We start from the raw sequence: 16,521 nt of genomic DNA, 5'->3' as shown, positions 1-16,521 counted from the left end.
GCCCTCTCAGTGTTGCAGGGTTTTGGCAAGCTGCACGAGCATGTCCTCGCAGGCAGCGAGTTCATCGATGCGGATGAATTCGTCGGCGCGATGCGCGCGCGCGATGTCGCCTGGACCACAGATGATGGCGTCGATGCCCGCGGCCTGATAGAGGCCAGCCTCCGTGCCGAAGCTGACGGCAGCCAAGGTTGGCGTTCCGGTCAGTTCCTCTATGAGCCGGGCGAGCGGTGCGTCTGCGCCAAGCGAGAGCGCCGGATAAGCGCTCTTGGTCTCCCAAGTGGTGCGGAAACCGTCTTTCTCCAGCGCCTTGACGGCTACCTTGATGGGATTCAGGACGACCGTCGGCGACACGCCCGCCACGGCGCGGGCCTCGAGTTCCAGAGCGCAGAGGTCCGGAATGATGTTGACGCTGCGGCCGCCCGCGATCGTGCCGATCTGCAGGGTGGAGTACGGGGGCTCAAAGGCTTGGTCAAAGGGACCGCTTCGCAAGCCCTCGATCGTCTCCATAGCAACGTCCATCACCGCGGTCATGGCGTGAATTGCGTTCAATCCCCTATCCGGACGCGACGAATGGCCGGTCGTACCATAAACCTCCACGCGGGCGGCCGCCTTTCCCTTGTGGCCACGGATCGCCACCATGCTGCTCGGCTCGCCGATGATTGCGCCCAAAGGCGAGGCGCAAAGATTCCCGATCTGCCTGATCATGTGCGGCACGCCACGGCAGCCGGCTTCTTCGTCGTAGGAAAAGGCGAAGTGGATTGGACGGCTCAATGGCATCTTTGCCACGGCGGGAAGCGTTGCAAGAGCGGCCGCAAGAAAGCCCTTCATGTCGCACGCGCCTCTGCCAAAGAGCACCTCTCCATCGGCGCGCAGGCAAAAAGGATCAGATGTCCAGCCGGGTTCCGATGCCGGGACCACGTCCATGTGCCCAGACAGAATGTAGCCTGGCCTGCTCCTCGGACCTATCGAGGCGAAGAGATTGGCTCGGTCGCCTTCCGGCCCAGGCAAGACGTTCACGACCGCGCCGTGACACTCCAGATAGTCCTTGATCCACCCGACAATCTCGCCGTTCGCAGTACCAACGACGGACGGAAAGGCGACCAGTCGCTCGAGTATCTCCTTGGCGTTCATTCGCGGTCCTCCTGATTGGAGCCGCTCTGCTCCTTTGTGCAGTTGCCAGGTTAATGGCCTGTCGGACGAATTCGTGCTGAAATCCCGGTCGGTTCAGCGCTTTGTGTTGAATTAGGCTGCCTTTGAAGCGGAAAGTTTGGTTCGACTTGGCATAGTCTGGCTGAACCTTCCGGCTTCGTCCGGAAATTTGCTGAAAAAGTCCATTGTTGACGCTGGAGAAATGGGTAGTGACCTCGCCTGCAATTGATTCAATGCAGCTAAATTCCTTCACGCTGCGACTGAGCGACATCTCCAGTGTTGATCTCGAAAAGTTACATGCGCTTTCGATGAGCGTCGGGTGGCCGCACCGTTCCGAAGACTGGCAGTTCCTGTTGGAGATCGGCAAGGGGATAGCCGCACTGGATGACATCGATCGCGTGCTAGGCTCCGCGATGTGGTTTCCATATGGCGATGATTTCGCGACGGTAGGCATGGTCATCACCTCACCGAGATTGCAGGCAAATGGAGCGGGCCAATGGTTCATGGAACACCTGTTTCGCAAAATCGGCGATCGTGATCTCGGTCTTAGCGCAACCCGCGCGGCTCGCCGGTTGTACCTGTCGCTCGATTTCAAGGCGGAGGCGACCGTCTATCAATGTCAGGGCGAAGCACTTGAACCGCCTGTCGTCGCCCTTCCCGCCGAATCGGTGTTTCGGCCAATCCAGTTGAGCGACCTTGCGGAGATCGCAGTGCTGGATCGTGAAGCATTTGGTGCCGACCGCAGCGTTCTCCTGGGGCGTCTCCTCTCACAAGCAAAAGGTATAGTCCTCATTCGAGGTGGGCAAATTTCAGCGTTCTCCTTGTGCAGGCGTTTCGGACGAGGCTATGTCATTGGGCCGGTTGTGGCACCGTGTGATGCTGATGCAATCGCCGTCGTCAGACCTCATGTGGCAGAACAGGCTGGTTCGTTTCTGCGCTTAGACACACGTGAAAAAAGCGGAGCCTTTGCCGAATTTCTGGCCCGCAGTGGCTTATTCGTTTTCGACACGGTTACTTCAATGTCGTCGGGCCGACACTGGCCGCCGGCCAGCGATAGCAAAGACCTCAACCCCCGAATTTACGGGCTCGCTAGTCACACACTTGGCTGAGCCAGGAGCGCCAACGCCTCTCTATTCATGGGAGATCGTAATTGAAGTGCAACACGCCGATTTCCGTTGGTTGTTTCCCCAATCGAAGGATTCTGAGGCGTCACATCCCCGCCGACACATGTTTATAAGTGTATTCTTAACTATCTTCTGAGATTAGTTGAGGAATGGCGAAACACCGTCTGATTGGATGAGGCGGCGGCAATGATTGCTGTTTCGGCGAGTCACTGATGCGACCGAAGTGTCAGCGTGCGCGGCAATAAACCGCGACGATCCTTTGATTTTTAACTCAATACCGAATGGTAGCCGCGAACTGGCTTGAGGCCACTGACGCTGCACAGCCATTCATGGGAGGTATTCTGATAATGGGAAAAATCCGCTTTGGTATCTCAGCTCGCCTCGGGCTCGGTTTCGGTTTCCTCGTCGCTTTGATGATGGTGCTGACATGGACTTCGATCTCGGAAGTCAACATGATCAACGCCGACTTGGTCCGGATAAACGACGTCAACAGCGTCAAGCAGCGTTTTGCGATCAACTATCGGGGCAGCGTGCATGATCGTGCGATCGCGATCCGCGATGTAGTGCTGGTCGGATCGGAAGCCGAACGCCAGGCGACGGTCGCGCTGATCGACAAGCTGGCCGCTGCCTACGCCGAAAACGAGGCGAAGATGGCGGACATGGTTTCCGCACCCGAGGGCGCTACGGCTGAGGAGCGATCCATCCTCGCCGAAATCGCCGGTATCCAGGCAAAAACCAACCCGCTCGTTGCCGAGATCATCGCGCTTACAGAGAGCGGAGATGCGGGGAAAGCCCATTCAGTTCTGCTGGAACAAGCGCGTCCGCTCTTTGTCGCGTGGCTCGGCGCCGTCAACAAATTCATCGACTACCAAGAAAACCTGAACAAGACGATCGGCGAGAAAGTGCGCACGTCAGCAAGCGGTTTCGAGCAAATGGCGATGATCGAACTCTCTTTTGCCGTCTTGCTGGCACTGGTTGCGGCGGTTTTGGCGAGCCGCTCGATCACCGGCCCGATGGCCCGGCTGAGGACGACGCTGGCAGCAATGGCGCGCGGCGAACTCGACAGCCAGTCGGTGACCGACGGCCGCAAGGATGAAATCGGTGATCTGGCGCGCGCTGTCGCAGAGGTTCGCGATGTGACGCGATCCCAGGCCGACGAGCGTTCGCGCAGCGATGCGGACCGCGCCGCCGCCGAGCACGCCAGGATGGCGGCCGATGCCGATGTCCGGGCGCTGCAGTCCAAGCGCACGGCTTCCGCCGTTAACGAGATCGGCCTTGCGCTCGAAGAGATGGCCAATGGCCGTCTCGACTACAGAATCACGCAGAGCTTCGACGGCGAACTCGACAGATTGCGCGCGAACTTCAATGCTTCGATTGGCAAGTTGCAGGAGACCGTCGAGGCGATCGGCCGCATTGCCGGTTCCGTCGATGGAGGTGCGCGCGAGATCAGCAGCGCCACTAACGACCTCGCACGCCGCACTGAGCAGCAGGCAGCGTCGGTGGAGGAAACCGCAGCGGCTCTGGATGAGATCTCGACGACCGTGGCCGACTCGACAAAGCGGGCGGAGGAGGCAGGAGCTCTCGTTGCAGAGACGCGCCGCAATGCGGAAAAGTCGGGCGACGTAGTGGCGCAGGCCGTAGCCGCGATGGGTGAGATCGAGCGCTCGTCCACTGAGATCAACAGCATCATCAGTGTGATCGACGACATTGCGTTCCAGACCAATCTGCTGGCATTGAATGCGGGTGTCGAGGCGGCCCGGGCCGGCGAGGCGGGCAAGGGCTTCGCGGTCGTCGCGCAGGAGGTCCGCGAGCTGGCCCAACGGTCGGCCACGGCGGCAAAAGAGATCAAGCAATTGATCAACAGCTCGGGCGAACAGGTTCGCGCAGGCGTATCCCTTGTCGGCCAGACGGGTACGGCGCTGAGTGGTATTGTTTCGGGCGTTCAGGAAATCAACCGCCACGTCGTCTCGATCGTGGAGGCCGCCCGCGAGCAGGCGACGGCGCTCACCGAAATCAATTCATCCGTCAACGCCATGGACAAGTCGATCCAACAGAATGCGGCGATGGTGGAGGAAACTTCCGCCGCCAGTCAGAAGCTGGCGAGCGACTCGGTTTCGCTTGCCGATCTCCTCGCCCAGTTCCGCGATAGTACTCAACGACGCTTGTTGCTTCCAACGGCGCGGCCGGTGCCTCCCCACCGACGGACCCTCGCCGTTCACGGCAATACGGCCCCCAAAGCGAGCGATTGGGAGGAGTTCTGAGAGCGTTCCCCAAGTGACGTGGCTGGCCCGTGAAGTGAGTTCGGTCGGCCTCACTCTAGGTGAGGATCGCTCTTTAGATGGTTTTGGGTCGCCTCCGTGCGGCTGGGTGATCCGGCGCTTCGCGAAGGTTTGCCCGCGTACGCAAGTACGGGTGAGGTATAAATTCCCGGCGTGTAACCCAGGCGACCCTATCTCCGATAGCGAAAAAGACTGGACGGCTTGTTCAGCAAAGGAAATCATGTTCGGCGTAATCTGCAAGTGCCCTGGCATCCTTGGCCAATGATCGACCGCTGAACGAGGCATAAGATCATCTCACAGCAAAGAGAGGTCGAGATGATTGATAGCAGAAAGAAAACCGCGCTTGTCACGGGCGCATCCTCCGGAATGGGCAAGGCGATCGCCAAGCGCCTGATTTCGGATGGCTACCGGGTTTACGTGGCCGCGCGCCAAGTCGAGAGGATGGACGATCTTGCCCGGATGGGAGCCACGCCCTTGCGCATGGACATTTCCAACGAAGACGAAATCAGGGCCGCCGTCGAAACGATCCTCGCTCAGGCAGGGGGCGTTGACGTGATGGTCAACAATGCAGGATTCGGTCTCTATGGCCCCGTCAAGGATGTAGGCATTGACGAAGCCCGATATCAGTTCGAAGTGAACGTGTTCGGTCCAGCACGGCTGACACAACTGCTGCCCCCGGCGATGCGCAAGAAGGGCGCGGGCACGATCGTCAACATCACCTCCATGGGTGGCAAGATTTACACCCTGATTGGCGCTTGGTACCACGCCACCAAACATGCGCTCGAAGGCTGGTCGGATAGTCTCCGGCTCGAACTTGCGCCGTTCGGCATCCGGGTCGTGGTGGTTGCGCCCGGTCTTATCGAGACCGGCTTCGGCGATGTTGTTGCCGATGGGCTATTCAAGCGTTCGGGCGAAGGCCCCTACGCGAAGGTGACGCAGGCAGTCGCCAAGTCGACGCGGGAAGCCTTTGGCCATGGTCGAGGCACCGATCCCGTTGTCATTGCCGATATCGTCTCCAAGGCTGTCGGTGCGAGAAAGCCGCGCACGCGGTATGTGGCGGGCAAGTATGCGAAGCCCATGATCATGATCCGCAACTGGTTCGGCGACCGCATGTTCGACCGCGTGATCATGAGCCAAATGCAAGTGCATTAACACCTCGTGCGTCAGAGCACTGTTGCTTGGTTCAACACTGGCATCGCAGCCGGTTCGAGGGTGCCGTTCACAGCCTTAAGCGTGGACATCGCCCAGGGGTACGGAGTCGTGCTCCGACGAGCCATGCACCGCTTGTTGCTGTGATGTTCACCTTCTGGGCCAAAATTATCGCATAATGTATCGACTGGAAGCTATTTCCTCTGGGATCCGGAAACCGATCGATTTTAGGTGTATGAACCGTCGGCGGCGGATGGGCTGCGGAAACGGACACCGAGGCCGCCGCTGACAAGCTCGCCTTCAACCTATCTTTCGGACCGAGCGGTTGCAACAATCGCGGGGCCTACCGTTTGTGCATGCCTAAAACCGAACAATACGCGACACCGCAACAGACCTGCGGTTGCGATGTCGCGCGCGATCAAATCGGGGGCCGCATGGAACTGCGCCAACTTTCATTCTTCGTTGCGGTGGCCGAAGAGTTGCATTTCAATCGGGCGGCCGCGCGGATGTGTATCGCCCAGCCAGCGCTGAGTGCGCACATCCAGGCGTTGGAGAAGGAGCTCGGTGTGCGCTTGCTCGAGCGGTCGACGCGCCGGGTCGAGCTAACGCGGGCAGGGGAGGCGTTTTACGATCGGGCCGTGCGGATCATCGGCGATATCGGGCTGTCGATGGACGTGGCACGGTCGGTCGCCGGCAAGGCGGCGCGCACGATCAAGATCGGAACCGTCTATCCAGCAACCATCGGCGTGCTGCCGGCGTTCCTGGCGCGCATCGGCCGCAAGTTTCCGGATGTCGCGCTGCACGTGACGAGCGGCTCGACCAGCGACATCATCCGCGGACTGGAAATCGGCCAGATCAATCTCGGCTTCATCCGGCCGGTCGAAAACATCGGCTCCTTGCGCTTCTTCTCGATCGCGCATGAGCGCTATCTGCTGGCGGTCGAAAAGACGAGCCCTTTGGCACTTCGAAGCGAGATCGACATCGAGGATCTGAGGGGAGAGAAGATCATCGCCTTTTCGCGTCAGAACCTCTCCTATTCAGAGAGGTATTTCTCCGAGATGTTCGAGACCCATGGGCTCACCGGCAACATCGCCTATAGCTGCGATGACACCTTCTCGCTGGTGTCGCTGGTCTCCGCCGGCCTTGGCATCGGCTTTGCGCCGGAATGGACGAAGGATCTGCCGAACCGCGGTTTCGAGCTTCGGCCCGTGCGTGGCGTCGATCTGAAGATCGGGCTGGGGGCTGCCTGGAACAAGGAAGACCCGACCGCGTCACGGGACGACGTCATCGACATTGCCCGGTCGCTGGCGCGGCCGGGCAGGTGAGGGGCGGCCACGGTGTCCTCGCCCACCGCCCAAGGACGGTGGGCCGTTAGCACCGCCGTTACGGCGTGACGATGTTGAACCAGAACTCGAAGTTGTCCATCATCGACATCACCTCCACGAGCTTGGCGCTGTCGCCGTCAACCTTGATCTTGCCGTCGGACATCGCCTTGTCGAGCGTCGTCTCTCCCAATACGATGCTGTCGAGGCTCGCACGCTCCAGCGTGATCGTGGCATCCGCCTTCTCCGCCTGGCGGTCGGGCGTGTTGTTGAGCACGCCGTTTTCAAGCTGGACGAGATACTTGCCGTCCTCCTCACCGAAATCGAAGTTGAGCGTGATCTTGTTGTCGCCCGCTTTCTCGCGGTTCAAGCGAACGCCGAGATAGTCGAAGAACAGGTCGAGCGACATGGCGCGCACCGTGTCCGGGCTTGCGGTGCTCGGTGTTCCGGCCTTCACCAGACCATTGCGCAGTTCCTGCGCGCCCGACAGATAGAAGTTGCGCCAGGGGCCGGATTCCGCCTGGTACCCCATCTGCTCCAGCGCGTCGGCCACCAGGTCCTTGGCCGCCCGGTTGCCGGGGTCGGCGAAGACGACATGGTTGGCCACTTGGGCGACCCAGCGATAATCGCCCTTTTCATAGGACTTCTTCGCCTTTTCGAGCACCGCGTCCGCTCCGCCCATGAACTCGACATATTGCTTGCTGGCGTCGACCGGCGGCAGTTCGTGAAGGGTCGAGGGATTGCCGTCGAACCAGCCGAGATAGAGCACATAGGTCGCCGCGACGTCATGGTAGACGGAGCCGTAGTAGCCGCGGTTCGCCCAGAAGGTCGACAGGCTGTCCGGCAGCTTGAATGCCTCGGCGATCTCCCGCATCGTCATGCCCTGGTTGGCCATGCGCAGGGTCTCGTCGTTGATGTAGCGGTAGAGGTCGCGCTGCTTCGACAGGAGAGCGACGACCTTGTCGTTGCCCCAGTTCGGCCAATGGTGCTGGGCGAAGATCACCTCCGCCTTGTCGCCCCACATGATCAGCGCCTGGTTGAGGTACTTCGACCAGGGCAGCGGCTCGCGGATCTTTGCCCCGCGCAGCGAGTAGGTGTTGTGTAGCGTGTGCGTCGCGTCCTCTGCCGCCGCGATCGCCTTCTTCTCCTCGATGTACCAGAGCATTTCCGAAGGCGCCTCGGAGCCCGGCGCCATCAGGAATTCGTAGGTCAGTCCGTCGATCGTTTGCTTCTCGCCGGTCTTGGTGATGATGTCGGTAGGCGGGATCAGGGTCACGGTGCCGGCCGAAGTCGTCGTGCCGAGCCCGGCGCCCACCTGCCCCTTGGGATCGGGCGGCAAGAGGTTGCCGTACATGTAGCTTGCCCTTCGGCTCATCGCCGTGCCGGCCATGACGTTTTCGGCGACGGCCGCCTCCAGGAAGCCTTCGGGCGCATAGATCTTGACCTTGCCGGAGGCGACGTCCGCTTCATCGACGACGCCGCGCACGCCGCCATAGTGGTCGACATGGCTATGGGTGTAGATCACCGCCTTCACCGGCTTGTCGCCGCGGTGCTTGCGGTAGAGTTCGAGGCCGACCTTGGTCGTCTCTGCCGACACCAGCGGATCGACCACCGTGATGCCTTCCTTGCCCTCGATGATCGTCATGTTGGAAAGGTCGAGGTTGCGCAGCTGGTAGATGCCGTCAGTCACCTCGAAGAGGCCGCTGATGTTGATCAGCTGCGACTGCCGCCAGAGGCTCGGATTGACGGTGTCGGGCGCCGGCGCCCCTTCCTTGATGAAGCCGTATTGCTGCGGGTTCCAGACGGGATCGCCGCCCTCGGTCTTGACGATTTCGGCCGGCAGCGGCGCAATCAGCCCGCGTTTTGCGTCCTCGAAATCGCTGGTGTCATTGAACGGCAGTTGCTTGAGCAGTTCCGCGTTCGCAGCTTTCGTCGCCTCCGTGGCGTCCTTCTGCGGGCTCTGGGCCTGCGCCGACACGGCACCGGCCGCTACCAGCGCGATGATCGAGAGACCCGATAGATATCGCTGAATACGCATTCTCACTTCTCCTGCTTTGTTCGGATGAAAGTGCGGGGCGACGAGGGCGCCACGGATGAGACTGCATGTTGCGAGATCGTCGATGCGCTTTCTGACAACCGTTCTTGCGGTCGAGGAAAATTACCTAGGGTCTATGCGCCGGAGGGGAAGTACGTAACTGTTAATTGTAACGTTGCCGTTGATCGGCCGCAGGCCGTTGCACGGTAAGCAGGACAGGGGCTCCCCCTTGCACGCGGTAACGGTCGCCGTCGGGCAGGTCGCCTATATCAATCACGGGTTTGAGGAAGCAGATTCCGCTGACGACCGGGTAGGTTGTGTAGAATCCACCCGCTCGAATCCGGCACGTTATGACGATCACCGCCACAGTCGAGAAGCCTGAGAATTTCTCTCGCCTAGGTGGAGTGCAGGCTAGTATAATGAGGTTTACCTTGCGGCACGAGCACAGGGGCTAAACGTGTGTGCAGCGCTGTCCTTGATAGGGAAGAAATCTGCAGACGCAATCCCGGTCGGGGAGGGTGGCGCGGGGTATAGATACAGGGCCTTTATCAGTTACTCCTCCTCGGATCGCGCAGCAGCAGAGAAGCTTCAAAGGTCATTGGAGTCATACAGGATACCTAAGCCACTCCGCGGGTCCGGGATTTATCGGAACGAGAGACTCTGGCCGATCTTTCGAGATCGATCTGATCTAAAGGCCTCTGCAGACCTGGGGCTAACAATCAAGGAGGCACTGGAGAACTCCGAGTATCTGATAGTGCTATGCAGTCCCGCAGCCGCCAACTCGCAGTGGGTGGACAAGGAGATTTCCTTCTTCAGGGAGCTTGGCCGATCGGACAACATCATAGCGGTGATCGTGCGCGGTGTGCCTGCCCTTAACGATCCCGTCCGAGAGCCGCAGGGAGCTTTTCCAAAGGCCTTGGTCGGTCTACGCAGCGGTGATGACTCGTTGACGGAGCCTTTGGCCGCCGACATCCAGGAGGCGACTGCGGACGGACGAGGTGGCGACGGCTTTAATCTGGCTAAGCTTAAAATTATTGCGACTCTGCTTGGTGTTTCCCTTGCCGAACTCACGCAGAGACAGGCCGAGGTGGATCGACGTCAGCGTCGCGTAGCTCAAGCCGTTGCCGCTGGGATGCTTGTCCTTGCCGTTGTCGCGGTTATAGGGGCATGGATAGCCTTGGAACAAAGCCGGGCGGCAGAGCGACGCCTTCAGAACGCTGTCGAAAGTGCAGCTAGGCAGATAGGGGCCACGGTCCGATATAAAGATCGATACGGCGTACCGTCAGACGTAATCCAGGAGCTGCTGAGGTCCGCGGAGGTAGATTTCGGCAAGCTTATCTCGGACGATGACACTGCGCCGATGCTCGTGTTTCAACGCGCGCGCCTTAATCTGGAATTTGCCGAGCTGTTCAATCTTGTTGGCGATGAGCAATCGCAACAGAAGGTCGCGCCTCTAGTCGCGGAAACGACCACAGTCTTGGATCGGTTGGAGCAAAGGTCCTCCTCGGCTTTGGAATGGATCGGTCTGGCTTCGGCACCGGATCCAGCGGCGATTGCAATGTTGCGACTGAAACTGCTCGATGCGGAAGGCAAGGAAGGAACCTATGCAGGAAACTACAATGGCGCAATCGCGTCGGCGCAATCGAGGGTTATCTTGTCCGAGGCGTGGCTATCCAAGACGGGTGGCTTGCCGTGGCTTCGTGAATTGGCCCAAGGACATTGCCGGCTGGGAGCATATAATTACCAATGGGGAAAGCTCGCAGCTTCGGCGGTTGCGTACGAAAAATGCGTGGAGACAACCAGAACGCTCATGCAAAAGAGACACGCCCCGTCGGACCGCGGAGATCTGATGGCTGCCCTTTCCTCGCTGGCCACGACACTTGTCGAGATGGATCGTCGTTCAGAAGCGCTGTCGCGACAGCAGGAAGCTGCGGAGACAGCAAAGGCTTTGGCTTCTGCCGAACCTCAAAACACTGAATACCAGCGAACTCACCTCGTCACGTTGGCGCGGCTCGGCGACATGGTTCTTTCAGTAGAAATAGACGTTGCCGGATCCCTAAAGCGCTATGAACAGGCTTTGGTCATTTCCGACAAGCTTACAAAGTCCGAACCGTCGCGGCTCGATTGGCAGCGGGACCGCTCACTCTTACTCGAGCGACTGGCCAGCGCACATCTCAGATTGGCAGATAGTCCAGATACCACGGTATCCTTGGAGAACTTGCGCCAGGCAGATCAATTCGTCCGGGATGCTTTCCAGATCTCCGAGGGTCTTCTCAACAAAGATTCCTCTAATAAAGAATGGTTGAGAGATCGGAGCGTGCTTGAGGAAAGACGGGGTCAAGTGGCATTCGCGGCCTACAAGCGCGGCGGAGATACCAATAAATTGGCGGACTCTGCGCGTTGGTATGCCAAAGCGATTGCCAATCGTCGCGCGATCTTAAATGAGGATCCTGACCGATCGTTCCACAAGCTCGATTTGGCTGTGGTCTTGTTCCAATTTGGCGAAGTTGCGTTGGAAAGACGCGAGAGCGAAAAGGCGGAACGCTCACTGCGAGAGGCGCTGTTGCGCTTCGATGAGCTGACAAGCAGCAATGAAGTGCAGCCAATATGGTTGCGCGAGGTTGCCAACGTCCACTCGATGCTGGCAAAGCTCTATCAGCAACAGGGAAACACAGGTAAGGCTCAGGCGGAGAACCTGATGGCGATTAGGCTTATACGTAGCTTGCGAGAAAGATTTCCCGACATTGTTCAATATCGACAGGATGAAGAATACCTGTCTAGAAGGCAAATTGAACTTGCGAAACTCCCGCAGTGAGCCCCACAGGGGTATCCCCGGTGAGGTAATGCATGCAGTTCTTCTTCAGAAAGATACCCGCAATCCGCCTGTGACCCCGTAATTATCTACGAGATCATTCGCAAGGATCGCCCGTCCATCGATGTACGCCACCCCCCCATTGAAGATCTCGGCCACCACGCCGCCTCGCAACTCAAAGAAGTCGCGGTCTGGAGAATTTGTTTTGAAGGTGAAGTCGAAGGGATCGGGACGTCCATCCTCGACGAACGTTGCCCGGATTGCGCGTTGGTCGTTCGCGAATTCGTGAACGTAGTCCAACTGCGCGAACGGAACGATCGTCATGCTGTTGAGCGTGACGGGCCTCGACACTGCAAAGCCGATTCGGGTTTGAACGGATGAAAGGTCTTGGTCATCGTACCGAAGACCAGCGCCCGTAATTGGATGCAAGCTGCCAGCTTGCTCTGATTCCGAATATCCATCGACGGTCTGCCACGAGGTGTTCAAGGATAAACGAGGTCCGAAAGCGGTTCCGTTATGATCCCAGTCGTAACCCGTCCAAAGGTTCGCGAACAATCCATACGATTCGGGACTTCCACTAATAATGCCAGCAGTTACATCTTGGAACTCGAGGTTGATCCCGTCAGGCGAACCTATGTTGGCGACACAGAGACTCTGCTGATATTTAAGTTTGGTCTTGCTTGCGCCAACCTCAGCGCTGAAGAATCCAGCGCCTCTAAACCGCGTTTGGTAAAATACGGAGCCGCTGAATTCATCCTGATCTAACCTGCCACCGCTCGATATGCCGCAAACCTCATTAAAGTCGCCGGCGAGTGCATCAGCGTTACCGGGGCCGAGATTTGGAATAATTAAGCTATTAGTCGCCGGCGATTTACCGTTCCCAGTCGAGTATTCCCCTTTAAAGCCGACCAAGGCGTCATCTGAGACGTCCCATATTGCGCCGAACTGTCCGGTGAAAATGTCTAGCTTCCTCGAGGGCTCATAACGTGTCGAAGATTGGCGATAGTTGTCATACTGGACCTCACCAAAAATGCTAAATCCATCGAGTGGAATAAGTGTGCTCGCGTTGAGTACACCCTCTCTGCCGCCAAGAACGCTGGAAAAGACTTGGGTCGTTGGAAACAGACCGCCCTGATAGAAGTAGTTCGAGATCGGTTCGCTTTCTGATTCCTCACAATTTGGGTCTTCAGACGGGTCGCATTGTTCAGCGGGCCGACGGCTGACATCAAACTGTGACACAGTTCGAGTGGATTGCAGTGAGGAGAAGCTGCCGCCAACGGCCGACCCTCCCGACAGATTACTATTATTCGTGTTGGGAGAGCAGTGACGCGAAAGGTTTGGACCGATCAAACCCGTTTTCGGGGGCACTCCGCCGTCATTTGGGTCAAGTATAGTAAGATCCGGGTTAGTAATACCGCCTGGCCCGGGTGGTGCGAAACCACAGTCGGCGTCGCCAACTCCCAAAAGAAAACTCAGCGCATCGCTGTAAGTATCAAAACTGGTACTCTGGGCATTCGCGCGGTCCGAAAACAAGAGGAAAGCACACAGTATGGCAAACGTCCGGTTTAGCTGCATCCGGTTCCTCCGACGCATCGATGCGACAGATAAAGTAGTCGCCTTCATCGATGCTTTCATCCGAGAGTTTCTACGGAAATCGTCTGGCCGCAGATCCCAGGGTTGATGATCACATCATTTTGAAGGAAGACAATACATTATCCGCCTGCTTCTCTAGATTGCACCCGAAGGATGCATAAAAACAACAGTCACTAATTTAGTGGGAGAATGCCACGCGGAGCGCCAACTGGCTTTGTTGTTTGGTAACGAATCGGGGCCGCCGTCAAGAAGTACTTGCCACACATTACGATGGATTTCTCACGTGAGGCGAAGGAGCCTTTGAAATCCCTATTGTGGGCTGAATCCTTAGGGGCGGCGCACGAAGTTCATTATCTTTCGTACACAGTGCGGCGTTTGAGCTATTCTGTTCTCGTGGAGAACCCGGCAGCGGAGCGGCGATGGCGGTTTCTATTCTTTTCACCGGCCACATGATAGACCAGCCAGGTCGGCCGAAGGCGCGCTTTCCCTCTGAGCTCGAGGCGGCGGCTGGAGCACGCATTGCCACAGCAATTGCACCGTACGCAACCATAGACAAAGGGTCTGTTATGGGGTTTGCAAGCTGCGCCCGGGGTGGGGACGTGCTGTTTCACGAACAATGCAGAGCCGTTAAAATACCGACGACTATCGTGCTACCATACTGTCCAGAACTTTTTGTCCAGACCTCGGTGGCAGGGCTTCCGGGGAGCGATTGGGAGCAACGCTTCTGGCAGTTGTGGACCACGACGTCCGAGGCGCGGCGTGAAACAATGAACCTGCCTCGGTCGGACGAAGCATACCGCGCCTGCAACGTTCACCTCCTTAGGCGCGCTCAGGAGCATGGCAAAGTTCATTTGATCGCTCTATGGGACGGCCAACGCGGCGATGGGCCCGGCGGGACCGCCGATCTCGTGGACCGTGTAGGTATCGCGAGCAGGCTGGACATATTTGCGCCGGCGGGACTAGAGGCGGAAGAGTAAAACTGAGAGACGGACGAGTCCGGACTAACAGCCTCGTCTTGATCCCGGCGACATTTGGCAGACAATCTGCCGCATAGAAATTGATGTTCGGCCATTCAGCCGCTGCTCGATCATTGGCGAGCTTGGATATGCCGTGTTACGGTAGGTTATTCGACCTGTGAATTTCAGGAAGTCAGTGACTTCGGCAAGTAAGCCCAGCCATTTTGCGAGACCAACCTTTGCCGGCGGGATCGCGGTGTGGTCGCAAAAGCTGGCCCAGAAATTTGAATGCGACTGTAGCGGATAAGCCGGTGCTGGGGCCAAAGCACTGCTTGGGGTACTCCTCGGGCTGAGGCTCGTCCTTAGTGAACAGGGAACTGAAGCGCATGGTAATGCGGGAGAGACCGATGCAGGGTGAGATCAGTGAGAATAACAGGGGCGGCTGCCAATTGATTCCCGTCGGCGCGTTCCGGCTTTGGACTTGGGAGGAGGGTGTGCATGGCGAGGGAAAGTCTGCCAGATTCGATGCGCTTTATTATGAAGTGGGAGGGCGGCTTCGTTGACGATCCCGATGACCGAGGCGGTCGCACGAATAAAGGGATCACGCAGAAGGTCTATAATTCTTGGCGGAGCCGAATTGGCCAGCCTTCGCGCGACGTCAAGCAGATCGACGATGAGGAGGTCCAGGCCATCTACGATGGCAACTACTGGACCCCCGCGGGCTGTGATGTGCTGAGGCGTAAGCTCGACTTGGCGCAGTTCGATACAGCGGTGAACATGGGAGCTGGCCGCGCGATTCGGATTCTTCAAGAGGCTGTCGGCACGCGTATTGATGGGCAGTTCGGACCCACGACAAAGCGCGCCTGCGATGCCTGTGATCTCGGTACGACGCTGCTTCATTACACTCAAATGCGGGAAGGTCTATACCGGAGATTTGCGCAGGCGCCAGGGCAATCTAAGTTCCTAAGGGGTTGGATGAACCGGTTGAACGATCTTCGCCGTGAGATCGGACTACCGGGTTTCGAAAACATTCCGCAGGAACCAGACTTCGGGGATATGCCCTACATCGCTCGCATTCCTGATTTGCCGGAAGGCGCGCCATTGGAACGCTGGGATTAGCGGAGGCGGCCGAAGGGAGGAGAGGGGGACGCATGGCACATGTCACGATGATCCATGGCATCGGTCAGAAGCCAGAGGAGGCCGCCCTCCTGGGGATTTGGCGACGCGCCCTGGCAGGTGGTCCACAGGGGACCCGCATCGATCTCGGCGCAAAAGGCGTGAGCAGTTCGATGGTCTACTGGGCCGATGTGCTCTATCCGGCACCCGATCCAAATGTTGCGGCTCACGAAAGTACAGATGAGCTGGAGGCGTTGAAGAGCGACGTCGACCACATCGGGCAAACGATAACGGTCGATGAGGCGGCTGACCCCGAGTGGTTGGCCAGACTGGCAGGACGCCTGCTTCTGCAGGATCCGGCGTTGGACGAGCGAGAAGATTTGGTTGGTTACGCGGGGATGGAGGAGCGTTTTCCCCTCCCTTGGACGCTTAAGCAACGCTTCCTCGCAGCCTTTCTGCGCGACGTGCACCATTATCTTTTCAACGTGTCCTGGACGCCCCGTCCGGGCACGACCTACCAGGTTCAGAACGAGATCCGGCGGCGCTTCGTTGAGAAGGTCGCGGCCGGCGCCGAAAAGGGGCGACCCCACGTGGTCGTCAGCCACAGCATGGGCACCGTGATCGCTTATGACTGTCTGATGCGGGTACCAGACTGTCCTGCCGTTGACGCCTTGGTGACACTCGGGAGTCCGCTCGGCATTGACGAGGTGCAGGACAAGCTCACACCGGGATGGACGCGGTTAGACGGGTTCCCGAGCCACAAGGTCGGAGGCGAGTGGGTGAATATCTATGATCGCCTTGATGTTGTCGCCGCACTCGATCCGGTGCTGGCGAACGATTTCCGTCGCGGTGGGCTTGAGGTGGTCAGGGACATCCATGAGCCTAATAACGGTCTGTGGCGTCACAACCTGAGGAAGTATTTCGAGGGGCAACTGTTCAGGACGGAGCTCCGGAGACTGCTGAAACTATAGGGAACGCCAATGAAC

10 protein-coding genes are annotated in these 16,521 nt (G+C 58.5%); 7 read left to right on the top strand and 3 right to left on the bottom strand.

Annotation, left to right across the window (positions count from 1 at the left end):
• Positions 1 to 6 precede the first annotated feature (6 nt).
• Positions 7 to 1,131 carry an acetylornithine deacetylase gene (gene argE, locus XB14_RS29600; protein WP_077967436.1) on the bottom strand — a complete coding sequence of 375 codons (1,125 nt, stop codon included), beginning with the start codon at positions 1,129 to 1,131 and terminating at the stop codon, positions 7 to 9.
• 251 nt (positions 1,132 to 1,382) lie between these two features.
• On the opposite strand from argE, the gene XB14_RS29595 reads away from it, so the two are divergent.
• From XB14_RS29595 to XB14_RS29580, 4 genes are all read left to right on the top strand, one after another.
• The gene (locus XB14_RS29595; RefSeq protein ID WP_179119711.1) at positions 1,383 to 2,258 is read left to right on the top strand and encodes a GNAT family N-acetyltransferase; all 876 of its coding nucleotides are present in this window, start codon (positions 1,383 to 1,385) and stop codon (positions 2,256 to 2,258) included.
• Between the two features lie 362 nt (positions 2,259 to 2,620).
• On the top strand, positions 2,621 to 4,534 hold the full coding sequence (locus XB14_RS29590) for a HAMP domain-containing methyl-accepting chemotaxis protein (protein WP_077967420.1): 1,914 nt from the start codon (positions 2,621 to 2,623) through the stop codon (positions 4,532 to 4,534).
• A gap of 333 nt (positions 4,535 to 4,867) precedes the next feature.
• Positions 4,868 to 5,704, top strand: a complete 837-nt coding sequence (locus XB14_RS29585; protein WP_077967418.1) for an oxidoreductase — start codon at positions 4,868 to 4,870, stop codon at positions 5,702 to 5,704.
• A gap of 431 nt (positions 5,705 to 6,135) precedes the next feature.
• Positions 6,136 to 7,026 (top strand): LysR family transcriptional regulator, encoded by an 891-nt coding sequence (locus XB14_RS29580; protein WP_077967416.1) that lies wholly within the window; start codon positions 6,136 to 6,138, stop codon positions 7,024 to 7,026.
• A 58-nt stretch (positions 7,027 to 7,084) separates the two neighbouring features.
• Here XB14_RS29580 and XB14_RS29575 read toward each other — a convergent pair whose 3' ends face one another.
• Entirely contained in the window at positions 7,085 to 9,061 is a 1,977-nt protein-coding gene (locus XB14_RS29575) for an alkyl/aryl-sulfatase (RefSeq protein ID WP_077967414.1), read from the bottom strand.
• Positions 9,062 to 9,515: 454 nt separating this feature from the next.
• On the opposite strand from XB14_RS29575, the gene XB14_RS29570 reads away from it, so the two are divergent.
• Positions 9,516 to 11,873 (top strand): toll/interleukin-1 receptor domain-containing protein, encoded by a 2,358-nt coding sequence (locus XB14_RS29570; protein WP_077967412.1) that lies wholly within the window; start codon positions 9,516 to 9,518, stop codon positions 11,871 to 11,873.
• 45 nt (positions 11,874 to 11,918) lie between these two features.
• Here XB14_RS29570 and XB14_RS29565 read toward each other — a convergent pair whose 3' ends face one another.
• Complete coding sequence (locus XB14_RS29565; protein ID WP_077967410.1) at positions 11,919 to 13,505, bottom strand: autotransporter outer membrane beta-barrel domain-containing protein; 1,587 nt, start codon at positions 13,503 to 13,505, stop codon at positions 11,919 to 11,921.
• Between the two features lie 1,412 nt (positions 13,506 to 14,917).
• Between XB14_RS29565 and XB14_RS29555 the strand changes: the two genes are divergently transcribed.
• Positions 14,918 to 15,538, top strand: coding sequence for a glycoside hydrolase family 108 protein (locus tag XB14_RS29555; protein WP_077967397.1), 621 nt, complete (start codon positions 14,918 to 14,920; stop codon positions 15,536 to 15,538).
• 32 nt (positions 15,539 to 15,570) lie between these two features.
• Entirely contained in the window at positions 15,571 to 16,506 is a 936-nt protein-coding gene (locus tag XB14_RS29550; protein ID WP_077967395.1) for an alpha/beta fold hydrolase, read from the top strand.
• Positions 16,507 to 16,521 lie beyond the last annotated feature (15 nt).

The organism is Ensifer adhaerens, from assembly GCF_002007205.1.
Lineage (GTDB): Bacteria > Pseudomonadota > Alphaproteobacteria > Rhizobiales > Rhizobiaceae > Ensifer > Ensifer adhaerens_D.
The sequence above is the reverse complement of the archived record's forward strand: the minus strand, read 5'-3'. Positions and strand labels throughout refer to the sequence as shown.

What these genes read in the sequence shown, in the direction of transcription:
- argE (WP_077967436.1), bottom strand. Translation starts at nt 1,131, where the DNA reads ATGAACGCCAAGGAGATACTCGAGCGACTGGTCGCCTTTCCGTCCGTC.
- XB14_RS29595 (WP_179119711.1), top strand. Translation starts at nt 1,383, where the DNA reads ATGCAGCTAAATTCCTTCACGCTGCGACTGAGCGACATCTCCAGTGTT.
- XB14_RS29590 (WP_077967420.1), top strand. Translation starts at nt 2,621, where the DNA reads ATGGGAAAAATCCGCTTTGGTATCTCAGCTCGCCTCGGGCTCGGTTTC.
- XB14_RS29585 (WP_077967418.1), top strand. Translation starts at nt 4,868, where the DNA reads ATGATTGATAGCAGAAAGAAAACCGCGCTTGTCACGGGCGCATCCTCC.
- XB14_RS29580 (WP_077967416.1), top strand. Translation starts at nt 6,136, where the DNA reads ATGGAACTGCGCCAACTTTCATTCTTCGTTGCGGTGGCCGAAGAGTTG.
- XB14_RS29575 (WP_077967414.1), bottom strand. Translation starts at nt 9,061, where the DNA reads ATGCGTATTCAGCGATATCTATCGGGTCTCTCGATCATCGCGCTGGTA.
- XB14_RS29565 (WP_077967410.1), bottom strand. Translation starts at nt 13,505, where the DNA reads ATGAAAGCATCGATGAAGGCGACTACTTTATCTGTCGCATCGATGCGT.
- XB14_RS29555 (WP_077967397.1), top strand. Translation starts at nt 14,918, where the DNA reads ATGGCGAGGGAAAGTCTGCCAGATTCGATGCGCTTTATTATGAAGTGG.
- XB14_RS29550 (WP_077967395.1), top strand. Translation starts at nt 15,571, where the DNA reads ATGGCACATGTCACGATGATCCATGGCATCGGTCAGAAGCCAGAGGAG.